The 16,849-nt window shown below is 53.2% G+C and carries 14 protein-coding genes; 9 read left to right on the forward strand and 5 right to left on the reverse strand.

Annotated elements, in window-relative coordinates:
- The first annotated feature begins 146 nt into the window (after positions 1-146).
- Both LOS79_RS06285 and LOS79_RS06290 read left to right on the forward strand, forming a co-directional pair.
- Positions 147-842 (forward strand): TetR/AcrR family transcriptional regulator, encoded by a 696-nt coding sequence (locus LOS79_RS06285; RefSeq protein WP_315417104.1) that lies wholly within the window; start codon positions 147-149, stop codon positions 840-842.
- On the forward strand, positions 839-1,948 hold the full coding sequence (locus LOS79_RS06290) for an alpha/beta fold hydrolase (RefSeq protein WP_315417106.1): 1,110 nt from the start codon (positions 839-841) through the stop codon (positions 1,946-1,948). Before LOS79_RS06285 ends, LOS79_RS06290 begins: the two co-directional genes overlap by 4 nt.
- Here the strand turns inward: LOS79_RS06290 and LOS79_RS06295 are convergent.
- The gene (locus LOS79_RS06295) at positions 1,917-2,813 is read right to left on the reverse strand and encodes a helix-turn-helix domain-containing protein (protein WP_315417108.1); all 897 of its coding nucleotides are present in this window, start codon (positions 2,811-2,813) and stop codon (positions 1,917-1,919) included. The two genes, LOS79_RS06290 and LOS79_RS06295, sit on opposite strands and share 32 nt — an antisense overlap.
- 178 nt (positions 2,814-2,991) lie before the next feature.
- Between LOS79_RS06295 and LOS79_RS06300 the strand changes: the two genes are divergently transcribed.
- Both LOS79_RS06300 and LOS79_RS06305 read left to right on the forward strand, forming a co-directional pair.
- Positions 2,992-5,070 (forward strand): beta-galactosidase, encoded by a 2,079-nt coding sequence (locus tag LOS79_RS06300; protein ID WP_315417110.1) that lies wholly within the window; start codon positions 2,992-2,994, stop codon positions 5,068-5,070.
- A gap of 118 nt (positions 5,071-5,188) precedes the next feature.
- Entirely contained in the window at positions 5,189-5,575 is a 387-nt protein-coding gene (locus LOS79_RS06305; protein ID WP_315417111.1) for an alpha/beta fold hydrolase, read from the forward strand.
- Here LOS79_RS06305 and LOS79_RS06310 read toward each other — a convergent pair.
- From LOS79_RS06310 to kduI, 4 genes are all read right to left on the reverse strand, one after another.
- Positions 5,547-6,170 (reverse strand): NUDIX hydrolase, encoded by a 624-nt coding sequence (locus LOS79_RS06310; RefSeq protein WP_315417113.1) that lies wholly within the window; start codon positions 6,168-6,170, stop codon positions 5,547-5,549. The genes LOS79_RS06305 and LOS79_RS06310 overlap by 29 nt on opposite strands.
- A gap of 166 nt (positions 6,171-6,336) precedes the next feature.
- On the reverse strand, positions 6,337-7,092 hold the full coding sequence (kduD, locus tag LOS79_RS06315; RefSeq protein ID WP_315417115.1) for a 2-dehydro-3-deoxy-D-gluconate 5-dehydrogenase KduD: 756 nt from the start codon (positions 7,090-7,092) through the stop codon (positions 6,337-6,339).
- Between the two features lie 36 nt (positions 7,093-7,128).
- The gene (locus LOS79_RS06320; RefSeq protein WP_315417116.1) at positions 7,129-7,884 is read right to left on the reverse strand and encodes a DeoR/GlpR family DNA-binding transcription regulator; all 756 of its coding nucleotides are present in this window, start codon (positions 7,882-7,884) and stop codon (positions 7,129-7,131) included.
- Positions 7,885-7,918: 34 nt separating this feature from the next.
- Entirely contained in the window at positions 7,919-8,752 is an 834-nt protein-coding gene (gene kduI, locus LOS79_RS06325; RefSeq protein ID WP_315417117.1) for a 5-dehydro-4-deoxy-D-glucuronate isomerase, read from the reverse strand.
- 227 nt (positions 8,753-8,979) lie between these two features.
- Here kduI and LOS79_RS06330 point away from each other — a divergent pair, with 227 nt between their 5' ends.
- The 5 genes from LOS79_RS06330 (at position 8,980) to LOS79_RS06350 (ending at position 16,846) form a co-directional block, all read left to right on the forward strand.
- The gene (locus LOS79_RS06330) at positions 8,980-10,644 is read left to right on the forward strand and encodes a hypothetical protein (protein ID WP_315417118.1); all 1,665 of its coding nucleotides are present in this window, start codon (positions 8,980-8,982) and stop codon (positions 10,642-10,644) included.
- Positions 10,645-10,867: 223 nt separating this feature from the next.
- Positions 10,868-12,292 (forward strand): aspartate ammonia-lyase, encoded by a 1,425-nt coding sequence (aspA, locus tag LOS79_RS06335; RefSeq protein WP_315417119.1) that lies wholly within the window; start codon positions 10,868-10,870, stop codon positions 12,290-12,292.
- A 371-nt stretch (positions 12,293-12,663) separates the two neighbouring features.
- Positions 12,664-13,374 carry a response regulator transcription factor gene (locus LOS79_RS06340; protein WP_315417120.1) on the forward strand — a complete coding sequence of 237 codons (711 nt, stop codon included), beginning with the start codon at positions 12,664-12,666 and terminating at the stop codon, positions 13,372-13,374.
- The gene (locus LOS79_RS06345) at positions 13,371-14,513 is read left to right on the forward strand and encodes a HAMP domain-containing sensor histidine kinase (protein ID WP_315417121.1); all 1,143 of its coding nucleotides are present in this window, start codon (positions 13,371-13,373) and stop codon (positions 14,511-14,513) included. Before LOS79_RS06340 ends, LOS79_RS06345 begins: the two co-directional genes overlap by 4 nt.
- A 2-nt stretch (positions 14,514-14,515) precedes the next feature.
- Positions 14,516-16,846: an ABC transporter permease gene (locus LOS79_RS06350; RefSeq protein ID WP_315417122.1), complete on the forward strand. Its 2,331-nt coding sequence runs from the start codon at positions 14,516-14,518 to the stop codon at positions 16,844-16,846.
- Positions 16,847-16,849: the final 3 nt, after the last annotated feature.

A 16,849-nucleotide genomic window follows, 5' to 3' on the forward strand; every position in this document is an offset into this window, starting at 1 on the left:
TTGGGATGTATGCCCAATAAGGTTATGAGGTATTTTTTTCTTGATTTCACTATAACATCGTTATAGACTTGGTATAACGATGTTATAGTGAAAGTATTTACTTACCGCAAGGATTCAAGGATCAGCAATTGAAAGGGGAATGAAAGATGGCTAAGGAAGATAGGGGTGCCGGCGAGTCTGGCACAAGAAGCAGCGGCAGAAAAGCTGGCGGCGGGATGGAGGGAGCAAATGCCGATACACGCATGAGAATTCTGGAGAGTGCAAGGCAGCTGTTTCTGGATACCGGTTATCATAAAGTATCGATGCGGACACTTGCTAAAGCGGCAGGAGTCTCAACGGGTCCGCTTTATTTTCATTTCAGTAATAAGGCCGAGGTCTATTTCGCTTTGAGCATGGAGGCGCTGCAGGTTCTTAACGGGAGGATACAGCAGGCAGCAGCACTTGACCTGCCGGAAGCCCGGAAGCTTCACATGATCTTTATGGTGTTTGAAGGCTTTTACCGGGAGGAGCCGGTGTATAACCAGATTATCCGGCTCGCCTTTAACCCGTTATCGGGAATAGACTTTACAGAGTCACAGCGGACAGCACTGCGGGACAGGAAGCTGCAATATATGAACATTATGAAATCAGTGGCTGCATCCGGCATCCATAATGGTGAACTGCGTGACACAGAAGCTACCCGGCTGATGCTTGTACTCCATGCACTAGGAGAGGGGATTATGATGGCTGCTGAGAATGGGGATCTGGATATGTATGGCGTTACGGTCACGGAGCTGGTGAATGAGGCTTCACGGGTTGCTTATCGCGGCATTGCCGTCCGTGAGGAGGGAGAACAGGAATGAGACTGCTGGAATGGGGATTGCTCCTTGCCGGTTTGGCGGCGGGGCTGCTGCTGATTAGGGCTGTGTGGCAATTGGCGGAGTGGAATAAGGCGAGAATTCTTGTCAAGCATGGAGGGATCAGCCAGGTTGATAAAGTTGTGCTCGGCGGTGTAACGCAGTCTATCCTTATCCAGTCTTCCAGCCGGGGGCTGCCCGTACTGCTTGTGCTGCATGGCGGACCGGGGATGCCGGTGCCCGGTGTGGGTGCAAGAGGGAATAAGCGTACATTTAATCTGACAACGCAAGAGCTGTTAAGCCAGTTCACGGTTGTATATTGGGATCAGCGGGGTACGGGCCGTTCCAGCCCGAAGGAGCTTGATCCGTCGACAATGAACTTTGAGCAGCTGGTTGCTGATGCTTATCAATTGAGCGGCTGGCTTACCAGGCAGTTTGAAGTGGATAAAATCTATCTCTGCGGGTTATCGTGGGGCAGTATGCTTGGACTGCAGCTGGCAGCCCGTCATCCCGAGAAATTCCACGCGTATTGCGGCGTGGCCCAGATTATCAACTGGACACAGAGTGATATTCAGGGCTACGACTGGATGCTGGAACAGGCGCTTGGCACCGGGAATAAGAAAGCCTACCGGGGGCTGCTGAAGATAGGACCGCCCCCTTACGAGGATAACCTGCCAAACTGGAATGAATTCCGCAAATGGCTGATGCTGCTTGGCGGATACACCGGCCGGAATGGTACACAGAAGCCTGCCGGGCTGCTTCCCTTCATTGCCGCCCTGCTGAAATCTCCTGACTACAGGCTGCGCGATCTGGCTCATATCTTCAGCAAAGGGATGAAGCTAAGCTACTCACCGCAGATGCTGAAGGATATTCATGTTTATGCAGCGGAGCGTTCAATCGGGAGGCTTAAAATTCCCGTGCAGTTCATCCATGGTGTTCATGATCAGGCATGCCCGGCGGATCTGCTGGAGCGTTTCTGCGTGCAGCTGGAGGCGCCGGCAGGCAAATCGGTAGTCTGGCTGAACAATGCCGCACACATCTTCAGTCCAGAGGATGCACAGACAGCGGAGAATGAGCTGATTAAGTTGTTGTCTCGGAATTTGAGCCGTTAAGCTTCTGGTACCGGCTCCGCATAACCCCCGGCGTACAGCCATGCGCCTTGCGGAACACTCGGATGAAGTAATTGGTCTCCATGCCAAGGTTCAGCGCAATATCCTGCACCGGGCGCTCAGGCGCCTCGGTAATCATCTGCACCGCGCGCTGCAGCCGCAGGTTCTGCAGATATTTATGCGGGGTCACGCCGTATTCCTGCTGGAACAGACGCTGGAAATGCTGGACGGAATAACCGACGGCCGCTGCAAGGTTCGTCACCAGCAGCGGCTCGGTGAAGTGCTCGTTAATCAGGCTGACGGCTTTGCCCAGCGCCTCATTGCGGACATATTCATTCTCCAGCCTCCCCGCTGTGCCGGAGGAGCTGTCCCCCTGGCGCAGTGTCAGCAGCAGCCGGTAGAGGCTGACGGACAGCTCCTGCAGCGATTGCTCCTCCTGGCGGCCGGTGCTTTGTCCGTTGACCGTATGCCAGATGCTGCCGATCAGCTCCCAGCATTCATCGAAATGCTCGACCCGGAAGGGGACCGGAGGCAGTAGCCCTAGCCCCTCCAGCACGGTGCCGGACAGGCTGCCCTGGAAGCCGATGAAGCCGACATGCCAGGGCTCATGGGACAGCGGATAATATTCATGGCCCCGGTCACGCGGGAAAGCGAAGGCCATCCCCGGCTGCAGGATCGTCTCTGTGCCGTTTTCCAGGTCCCGGAACAGGCCGCTGCCGCTGCGGATCAGGAACACCTGATTGACCGGGAAGCCGCCCGGGCGGACATGATGATACTGGATATGACGTCCGACCGAATACGGATATAAGGGGAATGCGCTAAGGTCGCGCGGCATTTCAATCAGCGAAAAGGGAAGAATAGGGAACACCTCATATTCATTTTGTACTATGGAGTCGCTTGTTTTATCCTAACATTGATAACGCTTCATCCTATATGATTAACAGTATAAACGGTTGCCCGATAAATGAATAGAGCTTCTGATGCATAGAGATCAGTGAAAAGTCTCATTCTATCATGGGCACATAACAGAAAGGATGAACGATTCAATGACTAAGAAAGTTCCTGCCGTCAGCAGCAAGATTCCGGTAATGCTGCATGGGGCCGACTATAATCCCGAGCAATGGCTGAAATATCCCGAGGTGCTCCGCGAGGATATCCGCATGATGAAGCTGGCCGGCTGCAATGTGATGTCCGTCGGGATATTCTCCTGGGTGTCCCTTGAGCCGGAAGAAGGCGTGTTCACGTTCGACTGGCTGGATCATGTGCTCGATTCATTTGCCGAGAACGGCATCTATGCCTTCCTGGCTACCCCGAGCGGGGCACGTCCGGCCTGGATGTCCGCGAAGTATCCTGAAGTGCTGCGGGTGGAACGGAACCGGGTGCGTAACCTGCACGGCGTCCGCCACAACCACTGTTATACTTCTCCGGTCTACCGCGAGAAGACGGCTCTGCTGAACGGCAAGCTGGCAGAACGGTACGCTCATCATCCGGCAGTTATCGGCTGGCATATCTCCAATGAGTTTGGCGGCGAATGCCACTGCGGACTGTGTCAGGACAAGTTCAGGGAATGGGTTAAGGCCAAGTATAACAATAATCTGGATGAACTCAACCATGCCTGGTGGGCGACCTTCTGGAGTCACACGTACACCTCCTGGGAACAGATTGAATCCCCGGCTCCACATGGGGAAAATCAGGTGCACGGGCTGAATCTGGACTGGCGGCGGTTCGTCAGCGAGCGGACGATCGATTTCTGCCAGCATGAGATTAACTCGGTCCGCAGCTACAACTCTGGGCTGCCGGTTACGACGAATATGCATATGATCGACGGCGTGGATTACCGCGAGCTGGCGAAGATTCTGGATGTGGTCTCCTGGGATGCTTATCCGGACTGGGGATACACGGAGGATGACGACGATTCCCGTCTGGCGGCCTGGACTGCAATGCACCATGACATGTACCGCAGCTTCAAGCATAAGCCGTTCCTGCTGATGGAAAGCACTCCGTCACTTACGAACTGGCAGTCGGTCAGCAAGCTGAAGCGTCCCGGCATGCACAAGCTGTCCTCGCTGCAGGCGGTAGCACACGGCTCTGATTCCGTCCAGTACTTCCAGTGGCGCAAAAGCCGCGGTTCCAGCGAAAAGTTCCACGGGGCGGTAATTGACCACAGCGGGCATGCCGAGACCCGTGTCTTCAAGGATGTAGCGGAGGTAGGCGCGACACTGGCGAAGCTTAAAGAGGTTGTCGGCACAAGTACACCTGCGGAAACGGCGATTCTGTTCGACTGGGATAACCGCTGGGCGATCAAAGACGCTCAGGGGATCCGCAATTCCGGGCTGAAATACGAGGAGACGGTTCTCCAGCATTACCGGGCGTTCTGGGAACTGGGCATTCCGGTCGACATTATGGGCTCGGGTGATGACCTCTCCGCATATAAGCTGGTCATTGCTCCAATGCTCTACCTGATCAGCGAAGAGAACGGCAAGCGGATTGAACGTTATGTAGAGCAAGGCGGAACCTTCCTGGCTACGTATTGGTCCGGTGTGGTAGGCGAGACCGACCTGTGCCATCTGGGCGGCTTCCCGGGACCGCTGCGCCGCACACTCGGCATCTGGGCGGAGGAGACTGAAGGGCTGCACAGCCGTGATCTGAACGGTCTCGTCATGAAGACGGGAAATGCCCTGAAGCTTACCGGCGACTACGATGCGCATGAAATTGCTGAGGTAATCCACCTGGAAGGTGCAGAAGCGCTGGGACATTACCGTAATGACTTCTATGCAGGACAGCCAGCGTTGACTGTGAACAAGCTGGGCGCAGGCAAAGCCTATCATCTGGCTACGCGTGTGAAGGACGCAGCATTCTATGTAGAGCTGTATGCAGCAATTGCTGACAAGGAGCGGATCAGCCGTTCCCTGAATGCTGAGCTTCCGGCAGGCGTTACTGCCCAGAAGCGTACAGACGGAGAACATGACTACGTATTTGTGCAGAATTTCAGCGGCAGTGAGCAATCGGTAACGCTGGATGGCCAGGAATATACGGATATTGAATCCGGCGCAGCTGCTCCGGCAGAGCTGAAGCTCCCGGTCAACGGGCTGGCGATACTGAAGCGCAAGAGTGCAACTGTATAAATAACTTTAAAAGGCAGGGCCTGTACTTAGGGTTCTGTCTTTTTTAATGTGGAATACTGTGAAACCTCCCGCTCCCTGAGAGCGTAACCCATTACAAACTGAAAGCGAGGGGATGACAATGGGCTTGCACGTACAGGAATACGGGGACAGCAATGCCGGGATAATGCTGCTGTTTCTGCATGGCGGCGGAGTGAGCGGGTGGATGTGGGAGAAGCAGGTACAATATTTCTCTTCCAGTTATTGTGTGGTTCCGGATTTGCCGGGGCATGGGCGCAGTGATGGGGCTGATTTCACGATTCAGGGCCGGAAAGAAAAAGCGGTTATGCGGAAATCTGCCGCCGATCTTGTGCTTAGAAACCCCAAGTGCACTCTTGTGATTATCCCCGGAACCGGACACGGAGTTTCTTTAGCGTTGCCGGAGCTCTTTAACCGGATGGTTGAAGCATGGATACATAATGCCGGGTTACCGGAAGATTTTATCGAAACAAAGCCTCAATCCCCTTAATGACCTGCAAATAATAAGCCTGCTCATGCGGGACGAACCGGGTGAAGCCGGCCTGCTCGTCGATGATCACCCGTTCACCGTCAGCGGTAATCCGGAAGCCCTGAATGCGCAGGGTATCTGCAGCACCTGTGATTAGACTGCGGAAACTGCTGAAGCTGGCCTGAACGATTCCGGCAACCTCTTCCTGCTGCAGGACGAAATCCTCCAGGGCATAGCGGTTCTCGTAAATGAAGACATTGGCCCGTTCCCTGTCCAGGAATCCGGCGGTATCCATGCAGTAGGGGATGATTCCCAGCGGCTTCAACTCGTCAAAAGCTAGCGCAAGGCCTAACTCCTCCTGCACCTCGCGGACACCGTCCTGCACCGTTTCACCCGCCGTCAGATGCCCGGCGGCAGTGATGTCGAGCAGCCCGGCGTAATCCCTTTTCTGAGTGCTGCGCAGCTGCAAATAGACGGTCAGCCCGCTGTCATCCTTGCCCACAAACCAGCAGTGAAAGGTCTCGTGCCAAAGACCCAGGCGGTGTACCTCATCACGGGGAGCGGTGCCGGTAACATGGCCCTGCTCATCAAACGTTGTCAGTATTTCTTTATTCATGCGCAAGCTCCTTTGCGAATTATATGTTGTCCAGCTTACCACAGCTCCGCCGGGCCAGGTCAAGTCTTGGCACAGTAAAAACCCGGATGCGGAGCATCCGGGCGCTTTTGTCTCTATAGGGTGTATCAAGCCGAATCCGATTGTTGTTCAAGTGTTAAAGCTGGAATTATCTGGCCAGCCAGCCGCCGTCCACATTCAGAATGTGGCCGTTCAGGTAGTCAGAGGCTGCGGAAGCCAGGAATACAGCAGGGCCCTTAACATCTTCAGCAGTACCCCAGCGTCCGGCAGGAATCCGGTCAAGGATGGAGTCGGAACGGTTCTGGTCGGCACGGATTGGAGCTGTGTTCTCAGTTGCCATGTAGCCTGGAGCAATGGCGTTGATGTTCAGGCCGGAACCTGCCCATTCGTTCGCGAATGCTTTGGTCAGGCCTGCTACAGCATGTTTACTTGCAGTGTAGCCTGGAACGTTGATGCCGCCCTGGTAGGAGAGCATGGAGCAGATATTGATGATTTTACCGTTGCCTCTTTCGAGGAAGTGGCGGCCGGCAATCTGGGACAGCAGGAATACAGTGTTCTGGTTGAGGTTGATTACGTCGAACCAGTCTTTTTCGCTGTGGTCTTTAGCTGGCGTACGGCGGATCATACCCGCACAGTTAACAAGGATGTCTACTTTGCCGGTGAAGGCTACCGCTTCGTCGAACATGCCTTGCAGCTTGCTGTGATCGCTAAGATCAGTAGCAATGCTGAGCGCTTTTACGCCAAAAGCTTCAGCAGCTGCTACAGTTTCATCACTTGTATTAAGGGAAGCCGAGATTACATCTGCACCTGCTTCTGCGAAGGCAAGGGCGATCCCTTGTCCAAGACCCTGAGCCGCACCTGTTACGATTGCTGTTTTACCTGCCAGACTGAATAATGATGACATATTATTTTCTCTCCTTTGAGATGTATTGTATTTGAACTATCCGCACTCGATGGTAACGCCGGCCTTACGGAACAGCTCTGCCGTCTCCGGTGCCAGGCCGCTGTCTGTAAGCAGCACGTCCACTTCCTGCAGGGAAGCGAAGGTGCGCAGCGCAGTATGCCCGAATTTGTGATGATCACAGGCGGCGAACACCTGGCGTGCTGTGGATACAAGCGCCTGCTTGAAGTCGATTAAGTCTCCGGTATAGATGGACAGCCCGTGCTCGATGTGAACGGCTGTCGCCGAGAGAAAGGCTTTTTGAATATTAAGCTTCTGGACATAAGAGACCGCTTCAGGACCGGCCAGCATATTGCGGACACGGTAACCTCCGGGAACGACTAGACGTATGTTGTCCTTGGGAACCAGTTCGCTGATGATGTACACATCATTGGTGACGACCGTCAGGGGCATATTGTCCAGCCGCCGGGCAATCTCAAGCGTAGTGCTGCCGCCGTCGAGTGCAATAATGTCATCCTGCCCGATATGTGCAAGGGCACGCAGGGCAATCTCCGTTTTCTCATCGGAATATTTATCGAGCGGGGCCCGCAGCGGGAGAATTCCGAACTGATCGCTTTGTGCCAGCACAGCTCCGCCGTGCACACGCATAATCAATCCTTGCTCCTCCAGCTTGCTCAGGTCCTCGCGGATCGTTTTTCCCGTCACCTGGAGCTTGTCGCTCAACTCGTTCACGGTTACATCCTTCTGGTTCAGCATAACTTCCATAATCATCTCATGTCGTCGTATCGGGTTCATCCGCCTGCCTCAGCTTTCCGTAGTTGATTTGTTACTATTGTAATTCCTTCATGCCTACGGGGTCCATATCATCGTAACGTTTGTTGTCTCCGGCCATGCTCCAGATGAAGGTGTAGTTATGTGTACCTACGCCGCTGTGAATGGACCAGCTTGGAGAAATAACAGCCTGTTCGTTATGCATAACGATGTGACGGGTTTCGGTCGGTTCGCCCATCAGGTGGAACACAATGGAATCATCCGGCAGATCGAAGTAGAAGTAAGCTTCCATCCGGCGGGGGTGAGTATGCGATGGCATAGTATTCCACATGCTGCCCGGTTTCAGTTGGGTCATGCCCATAACAAGCTGTGCGCTCTGCACGCCGTTCGTATGGATGAAGCGGTGGATGGTACGTTCGTTCGAATTCTCGAGACCGCCCATCGCGCCGGATTCAGACTCTTCAAGCGTAGTTTTGGTAGTAGGGTAGGACTGGTGAGCCGGAGCGGAATTCAGATAGAACTTCGCCGGCTTTGCGCTGTCCGCGCTTTTGAAAATAACATCCTTTACGCCTTGGCCGACATACAGGCATTCTTTGAAATCAACTTCATATTCAGTTCCGTCTACAACAACCGAACCCTTGCCGCCGACATTGATAATGCCCAGCTCACGGCGTTCGAGGAAGTAAGTGACACCAAGCTCTTTCAGGTCAGTTGTAAGGACAACCTCGCCGTTTACCGGATTAGCGCCGCCCACAATCATGCGGTCTTCATGAGTCAGGACAAGCTTCAGTTCGTCCGGTGCAAAAATAACCGGGATGTGGAACTCCTTACGCAGGCGCTCAGTGTCAAATTGCTTCACTTCATTCGGGTGGGATGCAAAACGTCTTTCCATTGAATATTCAATCTCCTTCGGAAAATGTATTTTCGTTCGTATAGGTACAATTTAATCCATATTGGTTCATTTGGCAAGAGATAATCTTTTTTAGTACGTTTAAATTAGTTTGTTTATTCGTTTTTGCGATTGCCTTATGAACTGAATGCGTGCACAATAGAGCTGGAATGATGTAATGGATTCACAGCTTGACCGGGAATTATTAATTAGTTCGGAGGGTGAAGAAAATGGCAGACAGAGAGAATAACCAGACTGCTTATAAGGAACGGCAGCAGGAAATTATCCGCAAGGCTGCACTGGAGGCAGAACGTCTTCCGCTGCTGGACAGCGGATTATGGTTCCACGATGATGTACGGAATAACTTCTATTATGCTTCTTACTTGTTCGCTGCCGCAGTAGACGAGACGCTGGAACTGCCGATAGCCAGGGAGGAGGCGAAGCGGAAGGCTGAGGCGGTGCTGCTGGAGACCGTCCTGCTGCAGAACCGCCAGCCCGGGACTGAGCTGTACGGCCATTGGCCGCTCGGGCTGAATCCAGTGCCACGGGAAGCCGGGTATCATGAACTGCCGGTGGAGATCATGGGCAGCCTGATGGCCTGGTTCTGCAAGCAATATTCCGGCCGGTTCAGCGCCGCGCTGCGCATTGCTTTCCATACCGCCATCGGCCATGTGTACCGCAGCGGCTTCTTCCGGAAGCCGGTAACGACCTTTGGCCATCACGAGGCGAAGTATACGGCAGCGAAGCTGATCTTCGGCCGGCTGTTCGCGGATGATGAACTGCTGGAAGACGGGCGGCATAGCCTGGAGCTGACGCTTGCGCATATCCGGGAGAGAGGCATGCCGGAATACGGCAGCCTGCCGTGGTTCTGGCACTGGGTTCAGGCGTTCACCTGCGCCTGGGAGCTTGAAGAGGATGACAGCATCAAGCATACCCTTAGCGAGATGCTGGACTATCTCTGGAACGAGCGGAGCCAGTGGTACCTGCAGGGTGCCTGGGCCGGCGCGCATTCCCGGGGCTGGCCGCATGATGTGCCGGCGGACGGCAATGTGCTGCACGACTACGTGCAGTTCGGGGATTTCCGGCTGAGTGAGGGGATGCCCCGGACGGAATATGCCGGCTTCCTCTGTTATGCAGTGCCGGAGCAGGTGCGGACAGCCGCGCTGGACCGCCGGACACCTGCCGAGGTCTGCAGGCAGACCGAGAAGGTGGTGGCCGGCGCGGCGGACCGGCAGGCGCCGCTGCATTCCTATGCCTACATCACCGCGGATTACGCGGCGGGCGGCATGTGGGAGCGGGTGGAGGAGTTCGACAACGAGCAGCTGCGCTGGGCATATTCACTGCCGGTCGGTGCAGCGGAAGGCGTGAACCGGCTGTACTTCTTCCATCCGGGGCAAGGCTATTATCCGGGCGATCCGCGGCACCAAAGTGAGCATATGGAAGTGCTCTACCATAAGAACACGGTGATTGCGTTGTTCCCTGTTCCAGCCGGTACAGAGAATACGATTGTCGGCGTGCTGCCGAAGGGCGAATGGGTCAAGCAGCCTTCGGCGCTGTTCGGCTTTGCCGGGAGTGTGTATTTTGCCGTTTATCTGTCGCATGCCTATGAGCTCGAAGAGCGGCAATCTTACCTGGAGGTTACATCGGCAGATATGCCGGGCGGTGTCGTGGTTGAAGCCTTGAGCACCGGGCAGGCTGCAGAGCTGGGCATAAAAGGGCTCCGGCAGTTTGCCGAGGCGGCTGCGCAGCATGCACCTGAGTTCACAGCAGGTGACAAGCTGTCCGTACAGTACACCTCACGGCTTAGCGGAACGCTGCTGCAGCTTAGCAGCGGTGAGCACCCGCAGGCGCTGATTAGCGGCAGTCCGGTATCATTTGATCATTATACTGTTTAAGTGTAAGCTAGTTTATACAGCAGATGCTGAACACCAAAGCCCGGAGACGTGTGTCTGCCGGGCTTATGGTACAGCCCGGGGCTTGGCAGACAGTGCTGTGGAAGCCCTTACATTTCATAGTGGCAACCTGACCGGGTTAGGGTAATATCTTTATAGATACACGGAAAGAATAAGCGGACAATTATGCAGCAGTCAATCTACTACTTAGATGCGGGGGAGCAGCATGACGGAGATGGAATACCGGCTTGAGAAGGATTTTCTGGGCAGTAAACAGGTGGAGAAACAAGCCTATTACGGGATACAGACGCTGCGTGCCGTCGAGAACTTTCCGATTACCGGCTACCGGGTGCATGATGAGCTGATTAAGGCAATGGGAATTGTCAAAAAATCGGCAGCGCTAGCCAATATGGAAATCGGCAGGCTCTACAAGGGGCTGGGAGAGGTTATCGTGACTGCAGCGGATGAGGTGATTGCCGGCAGGTGGCATGAGCAGTTCATCGTTGATCCGATTCAGGGCGGTGCCGGCACTTCACTTAATATGAATGCGAATGAAGTGATTGCCAACCGAGCGCTGGAGCTGCTGGGCCGGGCCAAAGGTGATTACCTGCAGCTCAGTCCCAACACCCATGTGAATATGGCCCAGTCGACAAATGACGCTTTTCCGACAGCGATTCATATTGCCACGCTCTCTCTGCTGGAGCAGCTGCTGCTGACGATGCGCAGAATGCATGAGGTGTTCGTGCAGAAGGCGGTAGAATTCGATCCGGTGATTAAAATGGGCCGGACGCATCTTCAGGATGCCGTGCCGATCCGCCTGGGCCAGGAGTTCGAAGCATACAGCCGGGTGCTGGAGCGCGATATTCTGCGGATCGAGGCGACGCGCCATCACCTGTACCAGGTGAATATGGGGGCGACTGCCGTCGGAACCGGACTGAACGCCGATCCGCGTTACATTACACGGGTTGTAGAGCTGCTGGCCGAGATCAGCGGCCTGCCGCTGGTGAGCGCGGAGCATCTGGTGGATGCTACGCAGAATACGGATGCCTACACTGAAGTCTCGGCAGCGCTGAAGGTCTGCATGATGAATATGTCCAAAATCGCCAATGATTTGCGGCTGATGGCCTCCGGCCCGCGCTCCGGCTTAGGTGAAATTACGCTTCCGGCCCGCCAGCCGGGATCCTCCATCATGCCCGGCAAGGTGAATCCCGTGATGGCAGAGGTGATTAACCAGGTTGCGTTTCAGGTGATCGGCAATGATCATACGATCTGCCTCGCCGCCCAGGCGGGCCAGCTGGAGCTGAACGTTATGGAGCCGGTGCTGGTATTCAATCTGATCCAGTCGATCAGCATTATGAACAATTCATTCAAGGTGTTCACCGACTACTGTCTGGCGGGCATCGTTGCCAATAAAGAGAAGCTGCAGCGCGAAGTCGAGCAAAGTGTCGGCATTATTACCGCTGTGAATCCGCATCTGGGCTATGAGGTGGTGTCGCGGATTGCCCGTGAAGCAATTCTGACCGGTGAATCGGTCCGTGCGCTGTGCCTGAAATATAATGTCCTCAGCGAAGAGGAGCTGAATCTGATCCTTGATCCGTACGAAATGACCCATCCGGGGATTGCCGGAGCGGGGTTGCTGAACAGGGATTAGCAGTGATGGATTGCAAGGAAATGAAGGCATAAGGATGCCGGCCCGGAAGGGGCCGACTATAAAAGTCTATAAGTAACCCGCCAGGGCGCATCAAGCTGGCGGGTTATTTCATTGTAGAGGAAATTATACAAACCGATAAAATGTCGATCACAGTGGAAAGTGCCCCTGATTCCGCCGGAACGGTTGCTAAACATAGGTATTTTCAGCGGGAACAGAGTCGCGACTAAGCTCCCCCCTCTGCAAGCAGTTAAGCTCGTATCGGAGGGCAGGTTGGTTCAAAAATAACCGGAAAAATCTTAAGGTAATGTTAAGGTTTATCATTTTTAACTGAAAGGTAGGGCCTCTATAATGAACTTACGGCTCAAAGGACGATGAGCGAGAAGAGAGGTGAAACCATGAACAAAAAGATTCTGATTGTAGATGACGAGAAGGAAATTCGTGAGCTTCTGCGGTTGTACATAGAAAAAGACGGCTTTTCCGTGATACAGGCCGAAAATGGACTGGAGGCGCTGAAACAGGCCTCGTCCGCAAAGATGGATTTGGCTGTTATCGACATTATGATGCCGGAGCTTGATGGTTATCAGCTAATTAAAGGTTTGAGAGAACTAAGCAATCTTCCCATCATCATCGTGAGCGCTAAAAGTGAAAACCATGAGAAAATACTGGGGCTTGACCTTGGTGCGGATGATTATGTGACAAAGCCGTTTGACCCCTTGGAGGTTATTGCCCGAATCAAAGCTCAATTACGCCGCTATGACGGAGGCGCGGCGGATTCCGAAGCGGCTTTGCTAAAGGCAGGCAAACTGTGTATGGATGTTTCCGCTTGCACCCTTAGCGCGGACAAAGTGATAATCCCGCTTACCGCTACGGAATTTAACATGATGAAGCTGTTTATGCAAAGCCCCGGGCGTGTATACACCAAGCAGCAGATTTATGAAGCTGCCTGGCAGGAGGCAGTCATTGTGGACGACAATACGGTGATGGTCGCGATCAGCAAGCTGCGCAGTAAACTGCCTAATGACGGTGCGGCGGCCATTGGGACCGTCCGGGGATTAGGGTATCGTCTGGAGGTGCGTACATGAAGAACAAGCGCAGCTTCAAAAGAATTATCATGCACAGATTTATTGGCTATACCATCGGAATCGCCCTGACGCTTCTAGTATTGGAATTGTTATTCAGTCTGTTTACATTAAATAACGGGATGAACTTCTCGGAATTGGCATCATCTCCTCTGACCAAGGGGACGGAAACGGTGCAAATCACGCTTTCCGTTTTGTGGATTCTGATCACCGCAGCAGTATATTTTATAGGAATTGTTCTTTTTGGCCGCGGAATCAGCAGAAAAGTTATGGAACCGGTACAGAAAATGGAAGAAGGGTTCAAGGAAGTTACGGCCGGCCATTTGGACACTACGCTGGACTTTGAAACCGAGACGGAATTCGGGGAGATGCGGGATGCCTTTAATTACATGTCACGAAAGCTGAAAGACTCCGAAGAAAAGCGCAGAACAATGGAACATGAGAGAATGCGGATATTCTCACATATTGCCCATGACTTGAAAACCCCCATGACAACGATTTCCGGATATGCGGGGGCTTTGGCAAGCGGGTTGGTGGAGGAACCGGACAGACAGCGGGAATACCATCTGGCGATTCAAGCGAAATCCGGGCAGATGAACCAATTGATAGACCAATTGCTGACCTATTCCAAGCTGGGTGCACCGCAATACCGGATGAATTTTGCGAAGGTTGACCTGGCAGAGCTGCTTCGTATATCGTGTGCTGACTTGTTTGGTGAAATCGAAAGCAAGCAGATGCTATTGGATATGCAGTTACCGGACCAGCCTGTATATTACATGGCGGACCGGATGGAACTTAACCGGGCTATTGGCAATCTGCTGACCAACGCAATCCGTCATAACCCGGAGGGCAGCCTATTGTCCGTAGGGCTGACGGAAGAACCCGGCCGGATTATGATCCATGTTGCCGACAACGGAGCGGCTATTCCGGAGGCCATTGCCGGAAGTCTCTTCGAGCCGTTTGTGTCGGGCAGTGATTCCAGAAGTACCAGCAGTGGAACGGGACTTGGGCTTGCTATTGTAAATAAAGTGATGGAACAGCATTCCGGCGAGGTTGTCGTGCTGGGTGCCTCCTTTCCGTATACCAAGATGTTTGTTCTGAGTTTTCCAAAGGATTCAGGACACAGAAGGAACGAGGGGTGAATATGTATCCAAAAATAATTAAAAACGATATACGCAGAAATAAGCTGATTACCGCAGCCGTTATGGTGTTTATCCTCGTTGCCGCCATGTTGGCCGCCTTGGCGGGATCGCTGACAGTAAACCTGTCCGGCGCTATCAACAATATGCTTATTTCGGCAAAATCGGTCCATTACATGCAGATGCATACAGGCAGCGTAGATAGGGAACAGTTAAGGAGCTTCGCGGACGCTAATGACAGCGTAGAGGAGTATCAGGTGCTGGAGTTCCTCAATATTGAAGGTGCGGATATTGTTATCGGGGAGGATTCCCTTGCCGGAAGCATACAGGACAACGGCCTTTCCGTTCAGGGCGAGAAATTCGACTTTCTGCTTAACTTAAACGGTGAAGTCATCCACCCCGAAGAAGGCGAAATCTATGTGCCGATCTATTACATGCAGGAAGGTGACGCGGCACTTGGCGATCGGATAACAATCCATGGTATTTCCTTTACTGTCACAGGTTTTTTACGGGATTCTACTATGAACGCAGCGATGATAAGCTCCAAGAGGTTCCTTGTGAGCCAGGCGGATTTCGAAAAGGTCCGGGAGTTCGGACAATTAGAGCACCTTATTGAGTTCCGGCTGGCAAAGAACGTTTCCTTTCCGGCTTTCGAGGTAGCCTATCAGGGTGCGGGGCTTCCGGCAAACGGGCCGCCCGCTATCACTTACACTCAAGTGAAGATGATAAACGGCATTACGGACGGCATCATGATTGCCGTGTTGGTGTTGATAGGCATTCTTGTCATCATCGTGGCATTTTTGTGCATCAGGCTTACATTATTAGCGAAAATCGAAGAGGACTATAAGGAAATAGGCGTACTGAAGGCCGTTGGCATGCGGGTATCAGAGATAAAGAAGCTCTACCTTGCAAAATACGGCGCTATCGCGGGGGCGGCCTGCATACTGGGATTTCTGGCTTCACTGCCGCTCCAAACACCTTTCATGCGCAATATCCGCCTATACATGGGCGGGAGCGGCCGCCCGTTACTCGGCTTGCTCTGCGGACTTTTGGGAGCGGCTGTAGTCTGCGGGGGTGTTATGCTGTTTGTCAATAGTATATTGAAGCGCTTCCGTCATATCCCCGCAGCACAAGCCGTGCGGTTCGGCACATCGCCGGAACAATCGAAAACGGCCAGAAGCTTCCGGCTGAGCCATAACAGGCTGTTTTCACGGAATATCTTTCTTGGAATTAAAGATGTTCTTTCCCGGAAAAAGCTGTATATCACTATGCTGATGGTGCTGGTCATTTCCTCATTCATTATGATTGTACCGCAAAATATCAGCAGCACCATTTCTGCCGGGAACTTCATCACCTACATGGGCATGGGGATTGCCGATGTTAATATCGGGGTGATGCGGACACAGGTGGAAGATGTTCTGGGAAAGTCAGCAGCTGTTGCTGATGTGCTGGCGGAGGATAAGAATGTTGAAAAGTATGCTTGGTTCACCTCAAAAATGTTGGAGCGGAAAGCAGACGACGGAACGATGGAGAAGCTGCGGGTGGGGTTTGGTGACTATTCCGTCTTTCCTATCACCTACTCCAAGGGCCGTGCACCGCAAGCGGATTCGGAACTCGCCCTCTCGGCCCTCAATGCCAAGGACCTTGAAAAAACCGTTGGGGATACAATCATTTTAATCGTTGACGGTGCGGATAAGCTCCTGACGGTCTGTGGCATATACTCTGATGTCACGAACGGCGGCAGAACAGCACAAGCTGTTTTTGATGCAGACAGCGGAGATGTTCTGAGCGTCAGCCTGGCGGTCACATTCTATGACCGCCAGAGTGTAAAGGCGGCAATATCGCAGTACAGGGAACAGTTCCCCTTCGCCAAGGTTACTGGCATCGACGAAAGCATCGGGCAGATGCTCGGCTCTATAAGGAATGCCATCAAAATGGCTTCCGCTGTCGCTGCCCTGGCAGCAGTCCTGCTCACACTTATGGTCACGGTGCTGTTCATGAAGATGCTGGTGGTGAAAGACCGTAATTCTATCGCCATAATGAAATCAATCGGCTTCACCGGTGGTGATATTTGCAGGCAGTATCTTACACGCTCACTCACCGTGCTGGCACTGGGTGTAAGCATCGGCACGATTCTGGCAAACACACTAGGAGAGTTTGTCGGTGTGGCAATCGTTTCTTCCTTTGGTGCAACAACCTTCCATTTTTCAGTAAATCCGTGGTTTGTCTACGTTACTTCCCCGTTGTTGATTACTGTCTGTGTTGTCATCGCCACCTTGCTGGGCATTTCCGGTATTCAGACATTAAAAATCTCTGAACATATTAAGGAGGCTTAACAT

This window comes from Paenibacillus sp. MMS20-IR301, assembly GCF_032302195.1.
GTDB lineage: Bacteria > Bacillota > Bacilli > Paenibacillales > Paenibacillaceae > Paenibacillus_AQ.

Excerpts from the sequence above, each read along its gene's own strand:
- kduI (WP_315417117.1), bottom strand. The coding sequence starts at position 8,752 with ATGGAAAGACGTTTTGCATCCCACCCGAATGAAGTGAAGCAATTTGAC.
- LOS79_RS06350 (WP_315417122.1), top strand. The coding sequence starts at position 14,516 with ATGTATCCAAAAATAATTAAAAACGATATACGCAGAAATAAGCTGATT.
- LOS79_RS06345 (WP_315417121.1), top strand. The coding sequence starts at position 13,371 with ATGAAGAACAAGCGCAGCTTCAAAAGAATTATCATGCACAGATTTATT.
- kduD (WP_315417115.1), bottom strand. The coding sequence starts at position 7,092 with ATGTCATCATTATTCAGTCTGGCAGGTAAAACAGCAATCGTAACAGGT.
- LOS79_RS06305 (WP_315417111.1), top strand. The coding sequence starts at position 5,189 with ATGGGCTTGCACGTACAGGAATACGGGGACAGCAATGCCGGGATAATG.
- LOS79_RS06330 (WP_315417118.1), top strand. The coding sequence starts at position 8,980 with ATGGCAGACAGAGAGAATAACCAGACTGCTTATAAGGAACGGCAGCAG.
- aspA (WP_315417119.1), top strand. The coding sequence starts at position 10,868 with ATGACGGAGATGGAATACCGGCTTGAGAAGGATTTTCTGGGCAGTAAA.
- LOS79_RS06320 (WP_315417116.1), bottom strand. The coding sequence starts at position 7,884 with ATGAACCCGATACGACGACATGAGATGATTATGGAAGTTATGCTGAAC.
- LOS79_RS06300 (WP_315417110.1), top strand. The coding sequence starts at position 2,992 with ATGACTAAGAAAGTTCCTGCCGTCAGCAGCAAGATTCCGGTAATGCTG.
- LOS79_RS06340 (WP_315417120.1), top strand. The coding sequence starts at position 12,664 with ATGAGCGAGAAGAGAGGTGAAACCATGAACAAAAAGATTCTGATTGTA.
- LOS79_RS06290 (WP_315417106.1), top strand. The coding sequence starts at position 839 with ATGAGACTGCTGGAATGGGGATTGCTCCTTGCCGGTTTGGCGGCGGGG.
- LOS79_RS06285 (WP_315417104.1), top strand. The coding sequence starts at position 147 with ATGGCTAAGGAAGATAGGGGTGCCGGCGAGTCTGGCACAAGAAGCAGC.
- LOS79_RS06310 (WP_315417113.1), bottom strand. The coding sequence starts at position 6,170 with ATGAATAAAGAAATACTGACAACGTTTGATGAGCAGGGCCATGTTACC.